14 protein-coding genes are annotated in these 18,525 nt (G+C 50.4%); 2 read left to right on the top strand and 12 right to left on the bottom strand.

Going from position 1 to position 18,525, the window contains the following annotated elements; all coding sequences use genetic code 11:
* Window positions 1-3: 3 nt before the first annotated feature.
* The 3 genes from MNO13_RS11330 to MNO13_RS11320 all read right to left on the bottom strand — a co-directional run bounded on the left by MNO13_RS11330 (window position 4) and on the right by MNO13_RS11320 (window position 3,979).
* Window positions 4-2,589 (bottom strand): fimbria/pilus outer membrane usher protein, encoded by a 2,586-nt coding sequence (locus MNO13_RS11330; RefSeq protein ID WP_133521558.1) that lies wholly within the window; start codon window positions 2,587-2,589, stop codon window positions 4-6.
* A gap of 91 nt (window positions 2,590-2,680) precedes the next feature.
* Window positions 2,681-3,358 (bottom strand): fimbrial biogenesis chaperone, encoded by a 678-nt coding sequence (locus MNO13_RS11325; protein WP_064546209.1) that lies wholly within the window; start codon window positions 3,356-3,358, stop codon window positions 2,681-2,683.
* Window positions 3,359-3,451: 93 nt separating this feature from the next.
* Window positions 3,452-3,979, bottom strand: coding sequence for a fimbrial protein (locus MNO13_RS11320; protein ID WP_064546207.1), 528 nt, complete (start codon window positions 3,977-3,979; stop codon window positions 3,452-3,454).
* Between the two features lie 340 nt (window positions 3,980-4,319).
* On the opposite strand from MNO13_RS11320, the gene MNO13_RS11315 reads away from it, so the two are divergent.
* Complete coding sequence (locus MNO13_RS11315) at window positions 4,320-4,985, top strand: winged helix-turn-helix transcriptional regulator (protein WP_064546204.1); 666 nt, start codon at window positions 4,320-4,322, stop codon at window positions 4,983-4,985.
* Window positions 4,986-5,047: 62 nt separating this feature from the next.
* Here MNO13_RS11315 and arnF read toward each other — a convergent pair whose 3' ends face one another.
* The 7 genes from arnF to arnB all read right to left on the bottom strand — a co-directional run bounded on the left by arnF (window position 5,048) and on the right by arnB (window position 12,518).
* A complete protein-coding gene (arnF, locus tag MNO13_RS11310; RefSeq protein ID WP_241940000.1) occupies window positions 5,048-5,428 on the bottom strand; it encodes a 4-amino-4-deoxy-L-arabinose-phosphoundecaprenol flippase subunit ArnF in 381 nt (126 codons plus the stop codon).
* Window positions 5,428-5,751, bottom strand: coding sequence for a 4-amino-4-deoxy-L-arabinose-phosphoundecaprenol flippase subunit ArnE (gene arnE / locus MNO13_RS11305; protein WP_064546201.1), 324 nt, complete (start codon window positions 5,749-5,751; stop codon window positions 5,428-5,430). Before arnE ends, arnF begins: the two co-directional genes overlap by 1 nt.
* Before the next feature lie 104 nt (window positions 5,752-5,855).
* Window positions 5,856-7,517 carry a lipid IV(A) 4-amino-4-deoxy-L-arabinosyltransferase gene (arnT, locus tag MNO13_RS11300; protein ID WP_241939999.1) on the bottom strand — a complete coding sequence of 554 codons (1,662 nt, stop codon included), beginning with the start codon at window positions 7,515-7,517 and terminating at the stop codon, window positions 5,856-5,858.
* Window positions 7,518-7,521: 4 nt separating this feature from the next.
* Window positions 7,522-8,418, bottom strand: coding sequence for a 4-deoxy-4-formamido-L-arabinose-phosphoundecaprenol deformylase (arnD, locus tag MNO13_RS11295; RefSeq protein WP_241939998.1), 897 nt, complete (start codon window positions 8,416-8,418; stop codon window positions 7,522-7,524).
* On the bottom strand, window positions 8,415-10,397 hold the full coding sequence (gene arnA / locus MNO13_RS11290) for a bifunctional UDP-4-amino-4-deoxy-L-arabinose formyltransferase/UDP-glucuronic acid oxidase ArnA (protein ID WP_241939997.1): 1,983 nt from the start codon (window positions 10,395-10,397) through the stop codon (window positions 8,415-8,417). The genes arnD and arnA overlap by 4 nt, the downstream gene beginning before the upstream one ends.
* Window positions 10,394-11,377, bottom strand: coding sequence for an undecaprenyl-phosphate 4-deoxy-4-formamido-L-arabinose transferase (arnC, locus tag MNO13_RS11285; protein WP_064546193.1), 984 nt, complete (start codon window positions 11,375-11,377; stop codon window positions 10,394-10,396). Before arnC ends, arnA begins: the two co-directional genes overlap by 4 nt.
* Before the next feature lies 1 nt (window position 11,378).
* A complete protein-coding gene (arnB, locus tag MNO13_RS11280) occupies window positions 11,379-12,518 on the bottom strand; it encodes a UDP-4-amino-4-deoxy-L-arabinose aminotransferase (RefSeq protein WP_241939996.1) in 1,140 nt (379 codons plus the stop codon).
* Window positions 12,519-13,078: 560 nt separating this feature from the next.
* On the opposite strand from arnB, the gene MNO13_RS11275 reads away from it, so the two are divergent.
* Window positions 13,079-14,698, top strand: a complete 1,620-nt coding sequence (locus MNO13_RS11275) for a phosphoethanolamine transferase (RefSeq protein ID WP_241939995.1) — start codon at window positions 13,079-13,081, stop codon at window positions 14,696-14,698.
* Between the two features lie 741 nt (window positions 14,699-15,439).
* Here MNO13_RS11275 and MNO13_RS11270 read toward each other — a convergent pair.
* Both MNO13_RS11270 and MNO13_RS11265 read right to left on the bottom strand, forming a co-directional pair.
* Window positions 15,440-16,621: a cytochrome c gene (locus tag MNO13_RS11270; protein ID WP_232887074.1), complete on the bottom strand. Its 1,182-nt coding sequence runs from the start codon at window positions 16,619-16,621 to the stop codon at window positions 15,440-15,442.
* 5 nt (window positions 16,622-16,626) lie between these two features.
* Window positions 16,627-18,519 (bottom strand): NAD(P)/FAD-dependent oxidoreductase, encoded by a 1,893-nt coding sequence (locus MNO13_RS11265; protein ID WP_064546186.1) that lies wholly within the window; start codon window positions 18,517-18,519, stop codon window positions 16,627-16,629.
* Window positions 18,520-18,525 lie beyond the last annotated feature (6 nt).

Below are 18,525 nucleotides of genomic sequence, written 5' to 3'. Positions count from 1 at the left end.
TCCTCACTTGCACTGGCCATTAACGGTCTGGATGCCAGCCGTGTTATTTGTCTGTTTTGACAGGGAATAGGTCACCTGGCATTTTTGACTGGCATCGCTACCCCAGGTGACATTCAACGTGCCGCTGTCCGCCATCCCGGTCAGGTAAACCTGCCCTGCATCACCAACGATAAATGCCTGTGCGATTTTTTGAGTGGGGTCGCTCACCATTGCGCCAAACGGTACGGTTTGACTACCCGGACGGAGTAATGTCATCAGCACACGTTGGCCGACGTTCGCTTCAAAGTTTGCCCGCACCACCGCACCGCGCGTTGGCACCACGTTCTGGTCGGTGAGTGTCAGATCCACATTGTCCGGCAACGTTTCTGAATTTAATTGCAGACGGTCTTTGCGATACGGGCTGGTGTACGGAACAATCGCGTAGCCTCGCCAGTCGGTCTTCACGCCAGTTTGGTTATTGACTCCCACACCGCTGGCACCCGGCGCTTTCACCAGCGCAATGGTTTCACCTAACGGCTGACCAAACGTCACGCCATCCTCATGCACGACAACCCCGCCTTGCACGCCGTAATTCAGGCGTTGGCTGTGGCGGTCATAGCCATAACCCCCCTCCACTTCGCCGTAAGTACCACGGTAATCGGCATTCATGTTGCCGCTGTTACCCGTCCCCTCGGTGCCATAACCTTCCTGCACGCTCCAGCTCAGGTTATTGTCCGCAAGTGCCGTTCCGTTAAGGCCAACGCTCTGGGTGGTATTACCCTGTTTGCTGGTATTTAAGTTGTAACTGGCCCAGGTATTGGGCAAGAAACGACTTAATGGCACGCTGATATTTAAACTAAATATCTGGTCACGATCGTAAATACGCCCGTGGCCTGCTGCATCACTGCTATTACTCGCCTGTGAGTTTTCGTTGTAGCTGTAATTAAGCCCGTAACTGACGTCATTCCAGTTGTTGTTATATCCAACCCCAATTGAACGCATGGTACGATGGCTATTCCAGTAGTTTTCACTGACCCAACTTAATGATAATGAACCTGCGTTTTCCCACAGATTCTGGCTAATCGTCATCTCGCTACGGTTGCGGCGTCTTTCAATAATTGGGCTTGGGGTGCCGTCGCGCCAGGTATCCATCACTTCCTGGAGGGTATAAAAACCATTGGTCGAATAACGGTAACCGGCGATAGCAAAGTTAGTGCCGGTCTGGACGATATTCTTGCTATAACGCACGCGCCACGACTGGCCGTTATCTTTTGGCTTATCCTGCATGGTTGACCAGGCCTGAGTCACGTCAGTTGAGACGGCGCCAAAATCACCAAAGTTTTTCCCGACACCCAGCGCCAGTGACTGATAATGGCTGGCAAACTGCCCGCCGCCATAGCCCGTGAAACCAGCAGGTAAACCATAAATAGCCGTCCCCTGGGTGAATGGGGTTTTATCGACGCTGCCGTCATAAGAGCGATACTGGCCGCTGGTCAGACTGTATTTCAGCCGCCCTTCACGTTGCAGTACCGGCAGCGAAGCAAATGGCACCACCAGCTGCTGTTCACTCCCGTCAGCCTCTTTAATAGTGACGTACAAATCGCCAGACCCACCGGTTGGGAACATATCCGTGATTTCAAAGGCACCCGGTGCGACATAACTTTGGTAAATGATGTAACCGTTTTGACGGATGATCACCTGCGCGTTGGTACGCGCAATACCGCGAACAACTGGGGCATAACCACGCATGCTGTCGGGTAACATGTCGTCATCGGAGGCAATTTGCGCGCCTCTGAATGGCACGCTGTCAAAAACATCACCTGGCGATGAGCTATCACCGAGGGTTAATTGGCTTTTTAGCGAAATAATATTGCGCTGGGCGTAGGTGTATACCGTGTCCCATTTATCCTGGCCATTAGTATCCCGATTCCAGGTGGTATAGTTACGCAAACGCCACGGCCCGATATTAATACCCGGACGCAGGTTGGCATATTGTGTATTACTGTCATTGCCACTGCTGTCCCGCGAGGTATTATTCGCACCACTGAGATTGTAATTAAGCAGGAAAGCCGTAATACCATTATCCCACTGGCTTTCGGGTACATATCCGCGTGCTTTTTGTGAGATGGCTATTTGCGGAATACTCAACAATAACTGCTGAGCACTAAAACGAAATTGTGCTGAAGCCTGAGGGATCGCCGTTAAATTGGCACATTTCTCGTCGGCTGCGCCTAGATCGGGGAACTGCGGAGTTTTAACCCCCATGTCGCTGAGGTCCGCCACGCTCAGGCAGGGTTGTAAACTCTCTTTGCCCTGTGCATCTTTTTGCAAACTAAACTCAACATCACGCGTCTGTTGTTGTTCGTTATTAAGATAAATATCGACGCGATAAGTACCGGGGAGTTGTCCTGCCCCATCTTCAAACACAGAAAGATCCGTACTCCCCAGAGCTGTATTACCTTGTTCCAGTAAAGCGGGGTTAAATACATCACGGGCTTGCGCATCGAATGAAAAAGCATTCAATAAAACCACATAGCCAGAAATTAAATATGCCAATTTACTGATATTAAATGAAGGGACAGGTTTGTTGCTCCCTTTAATAATAAACATCAATTAACTCCTTGTGCAAAAGGCATGAGATACCCTGGTAATGTGGTAAACATTTATTGGTGGTTTATCGGTTTATATGTCTGCTGAAGATTTAAAGGGAGCTTTTATGCTCCGGCCCAATCGCGCCGTAGTCACTGATAATCGTCCAGGTGACGCTACCGGAGCTGGCACCCACAGGCATTGCGAAGCTCGCGGTACCGCCGGGAGCGACATAAGTCACATCCTGCACGCTTTTACCCGCCACTTTCACATCCATGAAATTCATATAGAACGGCGTCGGGTTGCTGACTTGTATATTATTCCCGCTACGGTGCCAGGATAATTTATCGGTCATCTCTTCCGGAACCCCTTTCAATCCCTGCGGGCGATAGATCAATTTAATGCGCGTTTTCACGGCAATTTGCAGTGTATTAATATTCGCCGCGACATCAGCGGAAGGAATAGCTTTGATATTCATCCAATAAAGCGATTCTTTATCGGAAGGCAAGTTGCCTCCCGCACGTACCACGCGCAAGACGTTATTTTGCCCGCCATCAAGACGGAACAGTGGCGGAGTCACCACAAAGGGGGCTTTCTCAGCGCCACCCTTTTCCATTTCCACCCACGACTGGATGAGAAAAGGCTGTTTGTCGGGGTTGCTGACGCTGAGTGAAGACTCCTTTCTGGCGCCGTCATAAATCAAGCGCGTGCCACCAACAATCACACCAGCCTGGGCTGCGCAGGTGCTAACCAGCAGGGCAACCAGCAAAGTTCCAGGGATAAATTTCATTACTACACTCCAGAATAATCAGGGATAAAAGCCGGTAACAGTAGCTACCGGCCAGCTGTTCAACTCTCAGCCCGCACAAGGCCTCAAATTGAATTAGTTGTAAGTGACAGAGAAGTCAGCGGTAGAGTTCGCAGGGCCCGCGGTCACAGTGGAAGAAGTCGCGATATAACGCGCAACGAATTCCAGGTTGTTATCAGCAGTGCTGGACAGCGGATACGCTTTAGAAGTGGTGAACAATGGCAGCACGGTATTCGCATCATCAGAAAGCTGAATACCTACGCCCGTTGCCACACCAGATTCCTGTGTCAGAGCCAAAACTGAGGTATCACCGCTAACGTTAGTACCATCGAATTTAACCATGGCGTTATGTACGGTCGCTGGGCAGTTAGTTAATTGAAGAGTGAATTTAGTAGCAGCTGCTGTAGAGCCTGCACCTGTGAATTCAGTTTTTGCCACGCTACCTAAAGTCACTGTCAGTGGGTTAGATGGGGTATTCACAATCGTACAGCCGGCATCGATGATTTCACCCTGGAAATTAACCTGACCACCCGCAGCGAAAGCAGAAGCAGTAGACAGAATGGCAGTAGCGGCGAATGCAACAGCGATTAAATTCTTTTTCATAACACTTTCCTTGAATATATTTACCGTTAATAGAAAGCCATAGCCCTTTATCTTTAATAAGGTAAAAGGGCTATCTCTGTTTAATGATCAACATTTATTGCTGAGCAATTCTCAGGCTTTCAGATAGTTAAATAGTGAAGCTAGTTATTAATTGCTTTTAGTTAAATACAGCAATTTTTACCCTTACTATTTACAGGGCAGATTTTGATATAAACACAGAGATCATTTCAACATATTTTTGGGTGTACTTTTACACCGCTAATTTCTTTTAAAAATATTTTGTTTAAGCATAATCCCAACCATCAAATTTTATTATTTTTCAAATAACGGCAAGCCTAAAATGAAAGACTTTCAATACGAAAATCCTTTTTTTTCAGAGAATTACCTATCCAAAAGCAAGAAGCCTGTTGATGACATTATGGCTTTAATAAAATATCTGACCCCCATGAGCAACAAATTAGAAACAACTGACAGACAATTCATTAACCATAAAGAAAGCGATAAGCGTATGTGCTTTATCCTACATAAAGGCAGCGTGACACTTTACCGCCGCAACGATGGGATAATATTAAACTCAGAATCTGCCCCCTACATTTTCGGGCTTAGCACCCAACACCTTGCGCAGGATTATCTTTCTATACGCACTAATGAAGACTCAGAGATCAGCTTTTTATCGATTGATGACACCAACAAAATCATCGCCCGCCATAATTTATGGAAGCAGTTAAGCTACTTGATGATTTACACCATTACGCGGATTTATGATCATTGCAGCAAAATATCGTCACTGTCGTCCTATGAGATAATCTGCCACCAACTCTATGAATTGATGAACGAACCTGAAGACGTCAGAAATCAAGTGAGTGTCGCCACTTATATCAAGGACAGAACGTTTTTATCGCGCAGCAGCATTATGAAGATTCTTGCGCAATTAAAGGAAGGGGGTTACATCGTGACAGACCGCGGGGTGTTAATTGAATTGTTTACCCCGCCGAAAAAATATTAATCACAGCAAGGTCGGTGGATTAGCGCAAGCGACATCCACCATTTTTTTGCCCGCAGCCAGGTTTAGCGTTTTTTATCGGGAATACAGACCAGCAATAAGCCGATGAAAATCACCCCAACCCCGACCAATTTTCCGGCGCTGAAACGCTCATGCAGCCACGGCAACCAGATAGCCGCCGCCCAGACCAGCACGTAACTCAAACTGAGCAGTGGGTAAGCTTTGCTGAGCGACACGCGGCGTAATGCCATAAACCAGCATGCCATCGAGCAGACATACGCCAGCAGTCCAATCACCAGTATTTCAGCGCCAGGGCTAATTCCCCAGAATGCCGAAAAAAGCTCGCGTGGGCGGTCAATTGGCGGCAGCGCCATCATCGCCCATTTCATCATCAGCTGCGCGCAAGTGACCAACAGCACGCTCATTAAGGCCCAAACGTAGCCCATCAGGCGGCACCTCCCAGTATGCTGATGCCGCAGATGATCACCACCACGCCCAGCCAGTGCCGCAGTGACACCGGCTCATGCCAAATAAAACGCGCCGCCAGGGTGATAAAAATAAAGTTCAGGCTCAACATCGGATACGCAACGCTCACCGGCACGCGTTGCAAAACCAGCAGCCACAGCAACATCGCGCAGCCCAGCAACAGCACGCTTAACGCCAGCCAGCCCAATAAATGCAGCCGACCGCGTTTGTAAGTGGCCTGCTTCTGACAAAGCTGGCCGCCACAACTCAGTAAACTCGCCAGCACTATCAGCAAATAACTCATAAGACTGATGACAGACCTTTTTCGGGGTTCACTTCAAAATGGTGGATGGCGCTGACGCTTATCCACCCTACAAAACCAGATTTTCTGCCTTTGTCAGCACGCTATCATGGCGTTTTTTCATAGAAGAAAAGCACAAAGCGGCCTTTGCGATAAATATTATCGGGCGGTGGTACATCCTGGTCTTCCGGCACTTTATCTTTCGACAGCAACAGCACCAACGAAACATTGCCTTGTTGGCGATGTTCCGCCAGCCAGCTGGCGAAATCCTCGCGGGAGACAAAGTTATCTTGCGCATCGACGAAATTCGTCAGGCCGTAATTGAGCTCCCCCGGTTTGGCGTACATCGTAATATCGCTGCGCTTTAACTCCCAGGCGATACCCGCGCCTACCCCAACGCTATCGGTAAGAATATAACGGCTGCTCTCCAGCTCCGGGCGCACTACGTCGATGAACACTTGCGGATGTTTGGAATCGATAACTTTGTCAGGAATCACGCCGCCAACTAACAACGCCAGACCCAGCGGGCATATTGCCGCCCACTGCCAGTGCCTGGCGTTATTGCGCAGGGTAAGATAGCCGACCAGCGCCCAGACCAGGAAAGCCACTGCCGCCTGTATCGCTTTGAGCACTTCGTGACTGGCATAAAGCGGATGTTTTGCCACGCCCCAGGGCGCCAGTACCACCAGCACGGCTAAGGTACAAATCCCGCCGAAAGCGACGTTTATCCAGCCGTTGATTTTCAGGGTGCGAGTCGAAGCCAGTAATTGCGTAGCATGGCGCGCCAGCAAAATAGCCAGCGGGGCAAAACACGGCAGAATATAAGTCGGTAATTTGCCTTTCGCGATACTAAAAAATAGTAGCGGCATTACCACCCAGCCCAGTAAATAGAGCGAGCCGCTTTCGCTTGAACGCTCCTGCCAACTGCGTTTTAGTGCACCCGGCAGCAACGCCAGCCAGGGTAAGCAACCGGCAATCAGGAAAGGAATGTAATACCAGAATGGCGCTTTATGCTGCGCGTCTTTCTCGGCGAAACGCTGAATATGCTCAACCCAGAAGAAATAGTTCCAGAATGTCGGCTCCGCTTTGGCAATAGCCAACGCCCACGGCAAGGTAATAACCACCGCGCTCAATACCGCCAGCGGGCCAAACAACAGCACCTCTTTCCAGCGTTTTTGTGCAATAACCCACGGCAACACGCCCAGCACCGGCACCGCTAATGCAAGGAAACCTTTGGTCATCACCCCCATGCCGCAGGCCAGGCCGAGCAGAATATAGCCGCCCGCCTTTCCGGCGGTGGTCTGCGCATGGGTGCCAAGCCAGAAGCTGCACATCGCCGCCACAAGCCACAGCGTGATCATCGGGTCCAGTACCGCGTAGGTGCCCACGCCATAAACCAGCAGGCAAGTCAGGAAAATCACGCCAGACAGCACCGCAACGGTCTTGTCACGCCAGATACGCAACGCCAGCCAACACACCATCAGTGCGCTTAGCGTAATAGAAAACACCGAGCCAAAGCGCACCGCGAAATTGTTATGGCCGAAAATCAACTGGCTGAGATTATTGATCCAGTATCCGGCAACCGGTTTTTCGAAATAACGCACGTCGAGAAAATGCGGGACGATCCAGTTACCCGCCGCCAGCATCTCGCGGCTGATTTCCGCATAGCGTGTTTCGTCCGGTTGCCACAGGGCGCGGAATTCTAGCGGCAGCAGGTAAAGCAGAGCAAAACCTAATAACAGAACAAGCGAGTACTTTGCTGATTTCATCCGTTTAGCGCCCGATAAGTTGTTGGCAGCCTAACCAGCCTTCACGACCTGGGACCACACCGCGCACCACTCTCCCCAATGGCAAAGTGGTTAAATCTTGCGGTAACAGTTCGCTAAGTGGGCAAAACTGAATACCTTCCCGTGCTGCCATGGTCAGCAGTTCATCAAAGTCTTTGCGCATCACCATCCCTTCCACTTCGGCGTGAATGGTGTACACCGGCGTACCGCTATCTTGCTTAATACGGTCAAGGATAAAACGGTTGTAGCCTTCACGACTGACCCCTTTACCAATCACTTCATCCCAGGTCGGTAGCGTCACCGGAATTTGTACCGTTCCGCTGCTGCCATCGGGTAATAGCGGGCGAAATGGTGTGGTTCCGCGGCAGTCGCTGTTGTAAGTGAATTTGAACGACTCTTTTGCCCGCACCACGCGCTGGTCAGCACGCCATCCGGCAACCGCTGAACAGCTCACCGGTTGCTCGACAATTTGGCCCAATGATTCCAGGCCAAGGCGAATTTGTTTCTCAAGATGCGCGTTATCCCAGACACCCGCCCAGGTTTGCCAGGCAAAGTGATCCCAGGCGTGCAACCCGACTTCATGATGATCCGCCGCCGCTGCAATGATCTCCGCATTGCCGTCACCGATTTTGCGGCCCGGCCATGCGGTACCCGCCAGCAAAATATCCCAACCGTAGAGCGATGCGGCTTTCGAACGCAGCATCTTCCACAGGAATTGCGGTTTCACCAGGCGCCACAAATGGCGGCCCATGTTATCCGGGCCAACGCTTAAGAAAAATGTGGCCTGAATACCATGCAAACTTAAGATCTCAAGAAGATGCGGAACCCCTTGTTGGGTGCCCCGCCATGTATCTACATCAATGCGCAGGCCAACTTTTCTCATGCCTGAGGTTCCGTCAGTTCAACTGTATTAAGGAAGAAATCCAGCGTTTCGTCGATGGTTTTTCCCATCTCGACCGTTGGCGTCCAGTTTAGTAAGCGCTGTGCATTGCGGATGCTTGGCTTACGGTGTTCCACGTCCTGATAACCTTTACCGTAATAGGTGCTGCTTTCCACTTCACGGAAGCCAGCGAACGGCGGGAAATGGTTGCGCAGCGGGTGTTTTTCAAAGCTCGCCAGCAGCATTTCAGCCAGATCTTTGATACTCGCTTCATTGTCCGGGTTACCGATATTGACGATTTGCCCATCGCAATTGTTGTTCTTATTCTCGATAACACGGAACAACGCTTCGATACCGTCGCTGATATCAGTGAAGCAACGTTTTTGACGCCCGCCATCAATCAGCTTAATCGGTGAGCCTTCTACCAGGTTGAGAATCAACTGGGTAATGGCGCGTGAACTACCGATACGTGCAGCATTCAGGTTATCGAGGCGTGGCCCCATCCAGTTAAACGGACGGAACAGCGTAAAGCGCAAACCCTCTTTCTCGCCATAAGCCCAAATCACGCGGTCGAGCAGTTGTTTGGACACCGAGTAAATCCAGCGCTGTTTGTTGATGGGGCCAACAATCAGGTTCGAGTTATCTTCATCAAAGACCTTATCGGTACTCATGCCGTACACCTCAGAGGTAGACGGGAAGATAATGCGTTTTTGATACTTCACGCAGTCGCGAATAATCTTCAGATTCTCTTCGAAATCTAGCTCAAAGACGCGCAGTGGATTACGGGTATATTCAATCGGCGTGGCAATCGCCACCAGCGGCAGCACCACGTCACATTTCTTAATGTGGTATTCAATCCACTCGGAGTGAATGCTGATGTCGCCTTCCACAAAGTGGAAGCGCGCGTTGCCGAGGAAACGGCTGATGGCATCAGAGCTAATATCCAGCCCGTACACTTCAAAGTTGTCGTCCTGCAACAGACGCTCGGTCAGGTGGTTGCCGATAAAACCGTTTACTCCAAGGATCAGCACGCGAGTGCGGCGTTTAATAGCCGAAACCGGTTGGCTGCTGAGTAACGCCCCCGCCACCAGACCCAGAGTTTGCGCTAGTTGCGCGCCCTGCATGTATACGCCGTTGTCCGTTTGCCCGGTGAGTATTTCAAGTGCACCGCCACCCGTGGCGATCACCAGCGGACTGACGGACAGCACGGTTCCGGCTTTCGCTGCCTGCAACCCTTCCAGCACACGGCTTTTCCAGACGATAAATTTGCTGCCGCCAACATAGCTGAAAGCACCCGGCCATGGGTCGGTAACGGCTCGCACCAGGTTATTAATTTCCTGCGCGGTGGATTGCCAGTTAATGCAGCCATCTTGTGGTGTCCGACGGCCAACTAAGCTTGCTTTGCTGTGGTCTTGCTCAACCTGCGGGAAATGCCCGGTTTTGATGACTGGCAGAATATCTTCCAGCAGTTCAGTAGCCGCTTCCGTCAGTTTCTTGTGCAGGGTTAGCGCGGTGTCTTGTGGCGTAATCGTGACGCGATTTTGCTCGACGATGGCACCGGCATCAGCACGCTTAACCATACGATGCAGCGTAACGCCGGTTTCGGTTTCGCCGTTCACCAACACCCAGTTCAACGGCGCGCGGCCACGGTAGGCTGGCAATAACGAGCCGTGAAGGTTAAATGCCCCGACCGTTGCGCTTTGCAGAATTTCTTCGCACAACAAGTTGCGGTAATAGAACGAGAAAATCACATCAGCCTGTGCCGATTTAATACGGTCAACCCACAGCGGGTGATTGACGTCATCCGGTGCATAAACCGGGATACCATGTTCCGCCGCCGTTCGCGCAACTGAGCCAAAGAAATGGTTTTCAGAAGGTGAATCAGGGTGGGTATAAATAGCCGCGATGTCATAACCGGCGGCGACCAGTGCGTTAACACCCGCGCAGCCCATGTCGTGATAAGCAAAAACGATAGCTTTCATTGTTGATTTTCCTCAGAAATTGAAACTGACTCGCGGCTAACCACCCGCTGAATAAAGTAACGTGGCCGGGCACGGACATCGGTGTAAATCCTGCCGATGTATTCCCCTAATAGCCCCATGCCAACAAACTGTGCGCCGATGAACATAAACAGCACCGCGAAGAGCATGAACACCCCTTCCGCCGCCCATTGCGGCCCGAAGGCAAGTCGTAAAACCACCAGCAGAACGGACAGCGCAAACCCCATTACCGCGATGATGCTGCCAAACACACTGAGCATGCGCAGTGGTGTGGTCGTCAGGCAGGTGACCAGGTCGTACATGAGATTAATCAGGCGCATAAAGCTGTATTTCGAATCGCCAAATTCGCGCTCGGCGTGATGCACCGGGATTTCCGTGGCTTTACGCGCGAAGGTATTCGCCAGAATGGGAATAAAGGTGCTGCGTTCGTGGCAATTGAGCATCGCGTCGATAATGTGGCGGCGGTAGGCGCGCAGCATGCAGCCGTAATCGCCCATCGCTTTGCCGGTGGTGCTCTGAATCAGGCGGTTGATCAGCCGTGAAGCACGTTTGCGAAACCAGGTATCCTGGCGATTCTGGCGCACGGTGCCGACCACGTCGTAACCTTCATCGGCCTTCGCCACCAGGCGGGGGATCTCTTCTGGCGGGTTTTGTAAATCCGCATCCAGCGTGACAATCAAATCGCCGGTAACATGGCTAAAGCCCGCCATAATCGCGTTGTGTTGCCCATAATTGCGGTTGAGTAACACCGCAACAATATGGCTGCCTGGCGCTTCGGCGGCATCGCTTAGCATATCGGCTGAATTGTCAGTGCTGCCGTCATCAACCAGCAGGATTTCGTAATCTTTACCCAGCGTTTCACACGCCGCGGTAGTGCGTTTGATAAGCTCGGGCAAGCTTTCTTGTTCGTTATAAACAGGGATCACCACAGAGACTTTGTGGATGGCTACTGGTTTGGTCATATTATTTTCCTGCGACTTCACGCAACGCGTTGATCACGCGGGAGACATCGTCATCAGTCATCGTTGGGAACAACGGAATAGAGCAAATTCGCTCACTGTTCCATTCGGTATCGGGTAAAGAGAGCGTTGGGTATCGTTCGCGGTAATACTTCTGGGTATGGGCGGCGCGGAAATGCAAACCGCTGCCGATGCCTTTTGCTTTCAGGGCATCCATCAGTTCGTTACGGGAAATGCCGCAACGCGCTTCATCAACGCGAATAATAAATAGATGCCAGGCGTGCTGGTGTTCCCACTCTGGCTGGATAAGCGGCAAGAAAGGCGTGTTCGCCAGTTCAGCTAAGTAACGTCCGGCGATTTCTGTACGGCGAGCATTGTTTTGCGCAAGTTTGCCTAGCTGCACCAGCGCGATAGCGGCATTAATATCGGCAAGATTGTATTTGTAACCAGGCGCTATCACTTCGGCTTGCGGCGCACGGCCAAGCGTCTGGCGGTCAAAGGCATCAACACCCAGCCCGTGGAATTTCAGGCTACGCATGCGGTTGGCGAACGCCTCGTCGTCGGTGACGATTAACCCGCCTTCTGCGCAAGTCATGTTTTTAATCGCATGGAACGAGAAAATTGCCGTCCCACGGTCGCCAACATGTTTGCCTTTATAGTACGTTCCCGCCGCATGTGCCGCGTCTTCAATCACCGGAATACCGTGGCGCTCACCCACGGCGCGGATCGCGTCAATATCCACTGGCGCTCCGGCATAATGAACCGGAATAATCGCGCGAGTTCGCGGGGTTATCGCGGCCTCAATGGCGGCGGCGGTCACCATTAGCGTGTTGCGGTCAACATCAATCATCACCGGTTCAGCGCCCAGTAACACAATCATATTCAGGGTGGAAACCCAGGTCAGCGAAGGCGTAATTACCTCGTCACCCGCACCGATGCCCATTGCCATCAACGCGACGTGCATTCCGGCGGTGGCTGAGCTGACAGCAATCGCATGTTTATTGCCGGTTAACTCGCAAAAAGCTTGTTCAAGTGCCTGATTTTTTGGGCCAGTGGTTATCCAACCGGACTGCAAAACTTCACTCACCACGGCGAGTTCTTCTGGCCCGATAGCGGGACGTGAGAAAGGCAGAAATTCACTCATTGAATATTCCCATTATTAGCAGCACGAATTAGCCGCACGGTGTTCACTCCTGGAGTGACTCCAGATTAAGACGTTGCACGAATGTATTTATCATGACCCTGTGTTATTAAATAAACGTGCAACATGACTGATTCAAAATGCAGTTATCTAAACCGCGATTAAATTGAAATCAACTTAACAGAGTTTTCTTAGCTCAATATTAAGATTGCACCAGCCAGAATAAAAATCACCTTAATGGAAAATACTGACAGACATCCAAAAACCACAAAAATCAATACAACACCATGAATACATTAACTTTTAACGAAAACACCATCTATAAGACTCATGTTTTTTTAAGTGTTTTTAATCTATTAAGGTTAAATTAAGGTTTGTAATGAATAAATAACCACTCTTGAAAAAGAAATCGTGAGTTGTTTTTTGGGATATTTAAGAGAGTATTTCTTAACTTCACCGCAACTTATTTATTCTGAGCAAATTTCAAACACTTGGTAAAAATTGTCAGCACGTTTTAGATGCCAAATGGTATTTACTTTGGCGGCAATTATTCGGAGATATTAATGCCCGTACTTTTCAGGATTAAGCTTATCCCACTGGTTTTACTGTTGGCGGTGGTTTTTGCCTTCTTGCTTAACTGGCCCGTATTACTGCATTTTTACGATATTTTGACGCACCTTGAGCACGTCAAAATGGGTTTTGCCATCTCCATACCGTTTGTATTGGTTGCGGCACTTAACTTTGTCTTTATGCCCTTTTCGATTCGATTTTTGCTGAAACCGTTTTTTGCACTGTTATTTGTGACAGGCTCAATGGTCAGTTACTCGACGCTGAAATACAAAGTGATGTTTGATCAGTCTATGATCCAAAACATCGTCGAAACCAATCCACAAGAAGCCCATTCTTATCTGAATGGCTCGATCATTTTATGGCTGCTGCTGACCGGGATACTTCCGGCTATCTTGCTGTTTTTAATTAAGATTGAATATCCAGCCAAGTGGTATAAGGGCATTACATACCGTTTGTTGTCTATGGCGGCATCACTGTTGCTAATTGCGGGTGTGGCCGCACTTTATTACCAGGACTACGCCTCTGTCGGGCGCAATAACTCAACGCTAAACAAAGAGATTATCCCGGCGAACTACGTCTACAGTACCGTCCGCTATTTGCAAGATACCTACTTCACCACCAAAGAGCCGTTCCAGACATTGGGTGATGACGCCAAACGTGTTGCCAATAAAGACAAACCGACACTAATGTTCCTGGTGATTGGCGAAACCGCACGTAGCCAGAATTTCTCGATGAACGGTTATGAGCGTGATACCAACGCTTTCACCAGCCAAAGTGGCGATGTTATTTCGTTTAAGGACGTTCATTCGTGCGGCACGGCCACTGCGGTTTCCGTACCCTGCATGTTCTCAAATATGAACCGCACCGAGTACAACGCCAAAAAAGCGACTAACAGTGAAAACTTCCTCGATATCGTGCAAAAAACCGGGGTTTCGCTGCTGTGGAAAGATAATGACGGTGGCTGTAAAGGCGTGTGTAAACGGTTACCGACTATCGAAATTAAACCGACCGATAACCCGAAATTGTGTAATGGCGAAACCTGTTTCGACGAGGTGATGCTGGAAAATATCGATGAAGAGATGGCAAAAATGGCCGGGGATAAGCTGGTTGCCTTTCATATCATTGGTAGCCACGGGCCGACCTATTTCCAGCGTTATCCGGCTAAACAACGCCACTTTATGCCGGAATGTGCGCGTAGCGACATTGAAAACTGTACGCAAGAACAACTGGTCAATACCTACGACAACACCATTCGTTATACCGACTATGTCGTGGCACAAATGATTGAAAAGCTCAAACTTTATAGCGACAAGTACAACACCGTGCTGCTGTATGTGTCCGACCACGGCGAGTCTCTGGGGGAAAGTGGCCTGTATCTGCACGGCACGCCGTACAAACTGGCACCGGATCAGCAAACGCATATACCGATGCAGGTGTGGATGTCACCCGGTTTTATCGCGGATAAGCACATTAATATGAAGTGTCTGAAAAATAATGCTGCGAAGAACCCGTACTCCCATGACAACTTGTTCTCATCGGTGCTGGGGATTTGGGACATCACCACCCGCGATTACCACGCGGATAGTGATTTATTCCGCGGGTGCCGGAGTTAATCCAACGTCAGACACCTGAAAATGTCGGATGACGCTGCGTTTATCCGACCTACTCGGTTTCATAAGGCTTTGTTTTGTAGGGTGGATAAGCGCCAGCTTCATCCACCGCTTGCACCTGTCGTTACACCTGAAAATGTCGGATGGCGCTGCGCTTATCCGAGCTACGCGGTTTCATAACGCTTTGTTTTGTAAGGTGGATAAGCGCCAGCGTCATCCACCATTTACGCCAGTGGTGTCGGATGACGCTGCGCTTATCCGACCTACGCGGTTTCATTAATGCTTTGTTTTTGTAGGGTGAATAAGCGCCAGCGTCATCCACCATTTACGCCAGTGGTGTCGGATGGCGCTGCGCTTATCCGACCTGCGCGGTTTCATAAGGCTTTGTTTTGTAGGGTGGATAAGCGCCAGCGTCATCCACCATTCACGCCAGTGGTGTCGGATGACGCTGCGCTTATCCGACCTACGCGGTTTCATTAATGCTTTGTTTTTGTAGGGTGGATAAGCGCCAGCGTCATCCACCATTTACGCCAGTGGTGTCGGATGGCGCTGCGTTTATCCGACCTACTCGGTTTCATAAGGCTTTGTTTTTGTAAGGTGGATAAGCGCTAGTGTCATCCACCGCTTGCACCTGTCGTTACACGTGAAAATGTCGGATGGCGCTGCGCTTATCCGAGCTACGCGGTTTCATAAGGCTTTGTTTTTGTAGGGTGGATAAGCGCTAGCGTCATCCACCGCAGGACTTTATTTCGCTATCGCACTAACCTCATCCTTGGTCGCCTGCGGCGCGCCATTGCCCCACGTTCCTCTGACGTAATTAACCACATTGGTCATTTCATCGTCAGACATCACCTCTTTATATGCCGGCATTTTGAAAGAAATATTGCCGTGGGTTTGCGGTGTTTCGGCGCCCTGATAAACCACAGAAATCAATGATGACGGGTCTTTGGCGTTGACTACCGTGTTGTTCACTAACGAAGGGACGGTGAAATCTTTGCCTTTTCCGTCATCACCGTGGCAGGTGGAGCAATACATCGAATACAGCGTTTTACCGTCTGTCGGCGCATAAACAATGGCGCCATCGGCAGCCACCGGCACGCCATTTTTGTGGTTAAAGTTCAGCAAATAAAACGCTATCGCATCCAGATCTTTGTCGGTCAGATACTGCGTGCTCTGCGTCACCACCTCACTCATTGGCCCGGAAAGCGCATCGTGCTGGCTGCGCCCCATGCGCAGCAGATCTTTTAATTCATCTCTCGACATAGAAATGTTTCGCAACGAAGGTGCATACCAACCTTCAATCATCGCCCCCGTCAGATATTCAGCGCTGGAGGCGTCATAGCCTTTTTCCTGCATCGTCACACCTCTTGGGGTATGACACGCACCACAATGCCCCGGCCCTTCCACCAGATAAGCACCTCGGGCTAATAAATCAGTGGGCTGCCCGGTTTTATTTTCAGGGGCCGTCTCTTCGACGAACAACCAGTTCCAGACATGCAAAGGCCAGCGGGCCGACAAGAGCAAAGGGATCTCATTGTCTTTGTTTTTTGTATCCGCCGCCGGAACCTCATTCATGAAATAGTCATACAGTGCGCGAATATCTTGATCCGTCATTTTGGCGTAGGACGGATACGGCATCGCGGGATACAACGGATGCCCATCTTTTGCGATGCCCTGCCTCACGGCTTTTTCGAACTCTTCGTATGAATAATTACCAATGCCGAAGGTTTTATCCGGCGTGATGTTAGTGGCGTAAATATCGCCAATCGGCGTGGAGAACTTTTTCCCGCCCGCCATCGGCGCTCCGCCTTCGGTGGTGTGGCACGCCACGCAATCTGAAATCTTTGCCATATATTCGCCTGCCGAACTCGCGGCGGCATTCCCCGCGACGAACAAGCAGCCAATAGCCAATAAAGTCTGTTTCATGTCGCTCATCCCATCGCTTTAAGTTCGTTGACCGCGCGCCACGCCTGGTCAATCGCGGTATGCGCGTAGGCGTCCCAGTCGGAATCAGAGTTGGCTATCGCAATGCGGCCAATGGGTTGACGCGCGCGCTCAATGATTTCGGGCATTTTGTCCATATCATCGAACAAGGCGGTGGCGTAGTAAGAATAACCGTGCGCCCAGCGGTTAACGGTGATGGCAGTAATATCCCGTTCATGGTCAAAACCGGTTTGCCCGAGCATTTCCTGCAATTGTGTACGAATCATTTTTTCATGGGTGTCGAATGGCGTACCCAGTAAATACGCCCGCCCCTGGCGGAATTGTTCGCGCGCACTCAATTTGCTTCCCGGATACGTCGGTACATAAACCATATGCAGACACATCGGTTGATCGGCATTTTGCGGATGCTGGTAACCGCCCATGCTGACCGGATAATCCAGCTTCACGCGGCTATATGGTGCGGCGGGTGAATAAAATTCGTGGATGCCTAATTGCATGAATGACTGCCAGTTTTTGACCACCACATTGGTGTACACCAGCGGCGCTTTAACGTTGAGCCGCAGGTCAGCCTTTTGCTGTTCCGGCGTTTCAGGCACCAGATACGGGATCATCATGTTGTAACCCGCCATGATGGCTTTTCTCCCTTTCACGCGATGCGCTTTACCGTCATTCACGTAAGTCACCACCACACCGTCTTCGCTATTGGCCGCATTAATCACCATGCTGTTAAGGCGCAGGCGTGTGCTGTTTTCCGGCAGATCGAGCTTTTCATAATGAAGCCTGGCGGTAATGGAATCCTCCATGGTGTTACCCGGCAGCGCATCTGGAATCAGGTGCCTGACGATCAGCCGCGCAAGCCCGGCGTTACCATCAGGAAAATGATAAACATAGGGTTCATCGAGATCGGCCTGTGCCTCTTCATCAAGCGGCGGTAAATCCATGGCATCCATTCCCGGAAGCGCGCAGGTTCGGGCATCGCTACAACTTACGCCTTCAATACCGATGGCAAAAAAGTCGTTGGTGCGTTGCTGGAAATACATCAGCGCCATTTTGCTCAAGCCGACTTTTTCTACCAGGAAATCGCGGTAACTGTGGGTGTCCATCCACGCGGATTTTTCGTCGGCGGTCATGCCTTTCAGGTAATCCACTGGATTCACATGCAGATCCAAAATGGCTTTGCGATCGCTTTCGCTCAACGGGAAATCATTAATGAATGCTTCAAGGGGGCGACCATTGAGTTTATCGCGCGGAATATCATCAGCGACGGCGTGCCCAGGATCACCGCTGACAATTTTGGTTTCACCAAAGTTCTTTTTGTCGAAGAAAACGCCACGGCTGAGTTTTAAATCGGGGTAGAAATTAACGTCAAAGCTTTCCTTCATTCTGACGACGCTTACGCCGACGGTAGACAGCAGCCCATTTACCTCATCGCTAAAATTGCGGCTCGGCGATTGAAAGGCTTCACTGCCGCCATAGCCAATGATTTTTTTGCCGTCCGCTTTAAATTCATTACGTTTCGCGTGACCGCCAAAATCATCATGATTATCGAGCACCAGCACTTTGCTATTCTTACCCGCCAAATCATGCCAGAAGCTGGCGGCAGATAAACCACTTAGCCCGCCGCCAACAATCACCAGATCATATTCTTCTTCGATGGGCAGATGGTCGGTACTAAATTTTTCATGATCGCGGCCAATCGCATGTGCCATTTCAAAAGAACCGGGATGATTCCCACGCAGCCCAGTGAGCTGCGGTGGATAATAGTCATCGCCAATCATCACACTGGCTTTTCCGGCAGCTTTTGCAAAATCAAGTGGTGTCATCCCTGCGGCAATAGTAATTGCCACTCCATTGAGAAAATCACGTCTGGTGATAGACATATCAGT

It is taken from the genome of Buttiauxella ferragutiae (assembly GCF_022637515.1).
In the GTDB taxonomy this organism is placed as follows: domain Bacteria; phylum Pseudomonadota; class Gammaproteobacteria; order Enterobacterales; family Enterobacteriaceae; genus Buttiauxella; species Buttiauxella ferragutiae.
Note: the sequence above shows the minus strand (reverse complement) of the source record. Positions and strands in the feature narration are given on the sequence as shown.

Coding starts and splice junctions, on each gene's coding strand:
- MNO13_RS11330 (WP_133521558.1), bottom strand. CDS start 2,589: ATGTTTATTATTAAAGGGAGCAACAAACCTGTCCCTTCATTTAATATC.
- MNO13_RS11325 (WP_064546209.1), bottom strand. CDS start 3,358: ATGAAATTTATCCCTGGAACTTTGCTGGTTGCCCTGCTGGTTAGCACC.
- MNO13_RS11320 (WP_064546207.1), bottom strand. CDS start 3,979: ATGAAAAAGAATTTAATCGCTGTTGCATTCGCCGCTACTGCCATTCTG.
- MNO13_RS11315 (WP_064546204.1), top strand. CDS start 4,320: ATGAAAGACTTTCAATACGAAAATCCTTTTTTTTCAGAGAATTACCTA.
- arnF (WP_241940000.1), bottom strand. CDS start 5,428: ATGGGCTACGTTTGGGCCTTAATGAGCGTGCTGTTGGTCACTTGCGCG.
- arnE (WP_064546201.1), bottom strand. CDS start 5,751: ATGAGTTATTTGCTGATAGTGCTGGCGAGTTTACTGAGTTGTGGCGGC.
- arnT (WP_241939999.1), bottom strand. CDS start 7,517: ATGAAATCAGCAAAGTACTCGCTTGTTCTGTTATTAGGTTTTGCTCTG.
- arnD (WP_241939998.1), bottom strand. CDS start 8,418: ATGAGAAAAGTTGGCCTGCGCATTGATGTAGATACATGGCGGGGCACC.
- arnA (WP_241939997.1), bottom strand. CDS start 10,397: ATGAAAGCTATCGTTTTTGCTTATCACGACATGGGCTGCGCGGGTGTT.
- arnC (WP_064546193.1), bottom strand. CDS start 11,377: ATGACCAAACCAGTAGCCATCCACAAAGTCTCTGTGGTGATCCCTGTT.
- arnB (WP_241939996.1), bottom strand. CDS start 12,518: ATGAGTGAATTTCTGCCTTTCTCACGTCCCGCTATCGGGCCAGAAGAA.
- MNO13_RS11275 (WP_241939995.1), top strand. CDS start 13,079: ATGCCCGTACTTTTCAGGATTAAGCTTATCCCACTGGTTTTACTGTTG.
- MNO13_RS11270 (WP_232887074.1), bottom strand. CDS start 16,621: ATGAAACAGACTTTATTGGCTATTGGCTGCTTGTTCGTCGCGGGGAAT.
- MNO13_RS11265 (WP_064546186.1), bottom strand. CDS start 18,519: ATGTCTATCACCAGACGTGATTTTCTCAATGGAGTGGCAATTACTATT.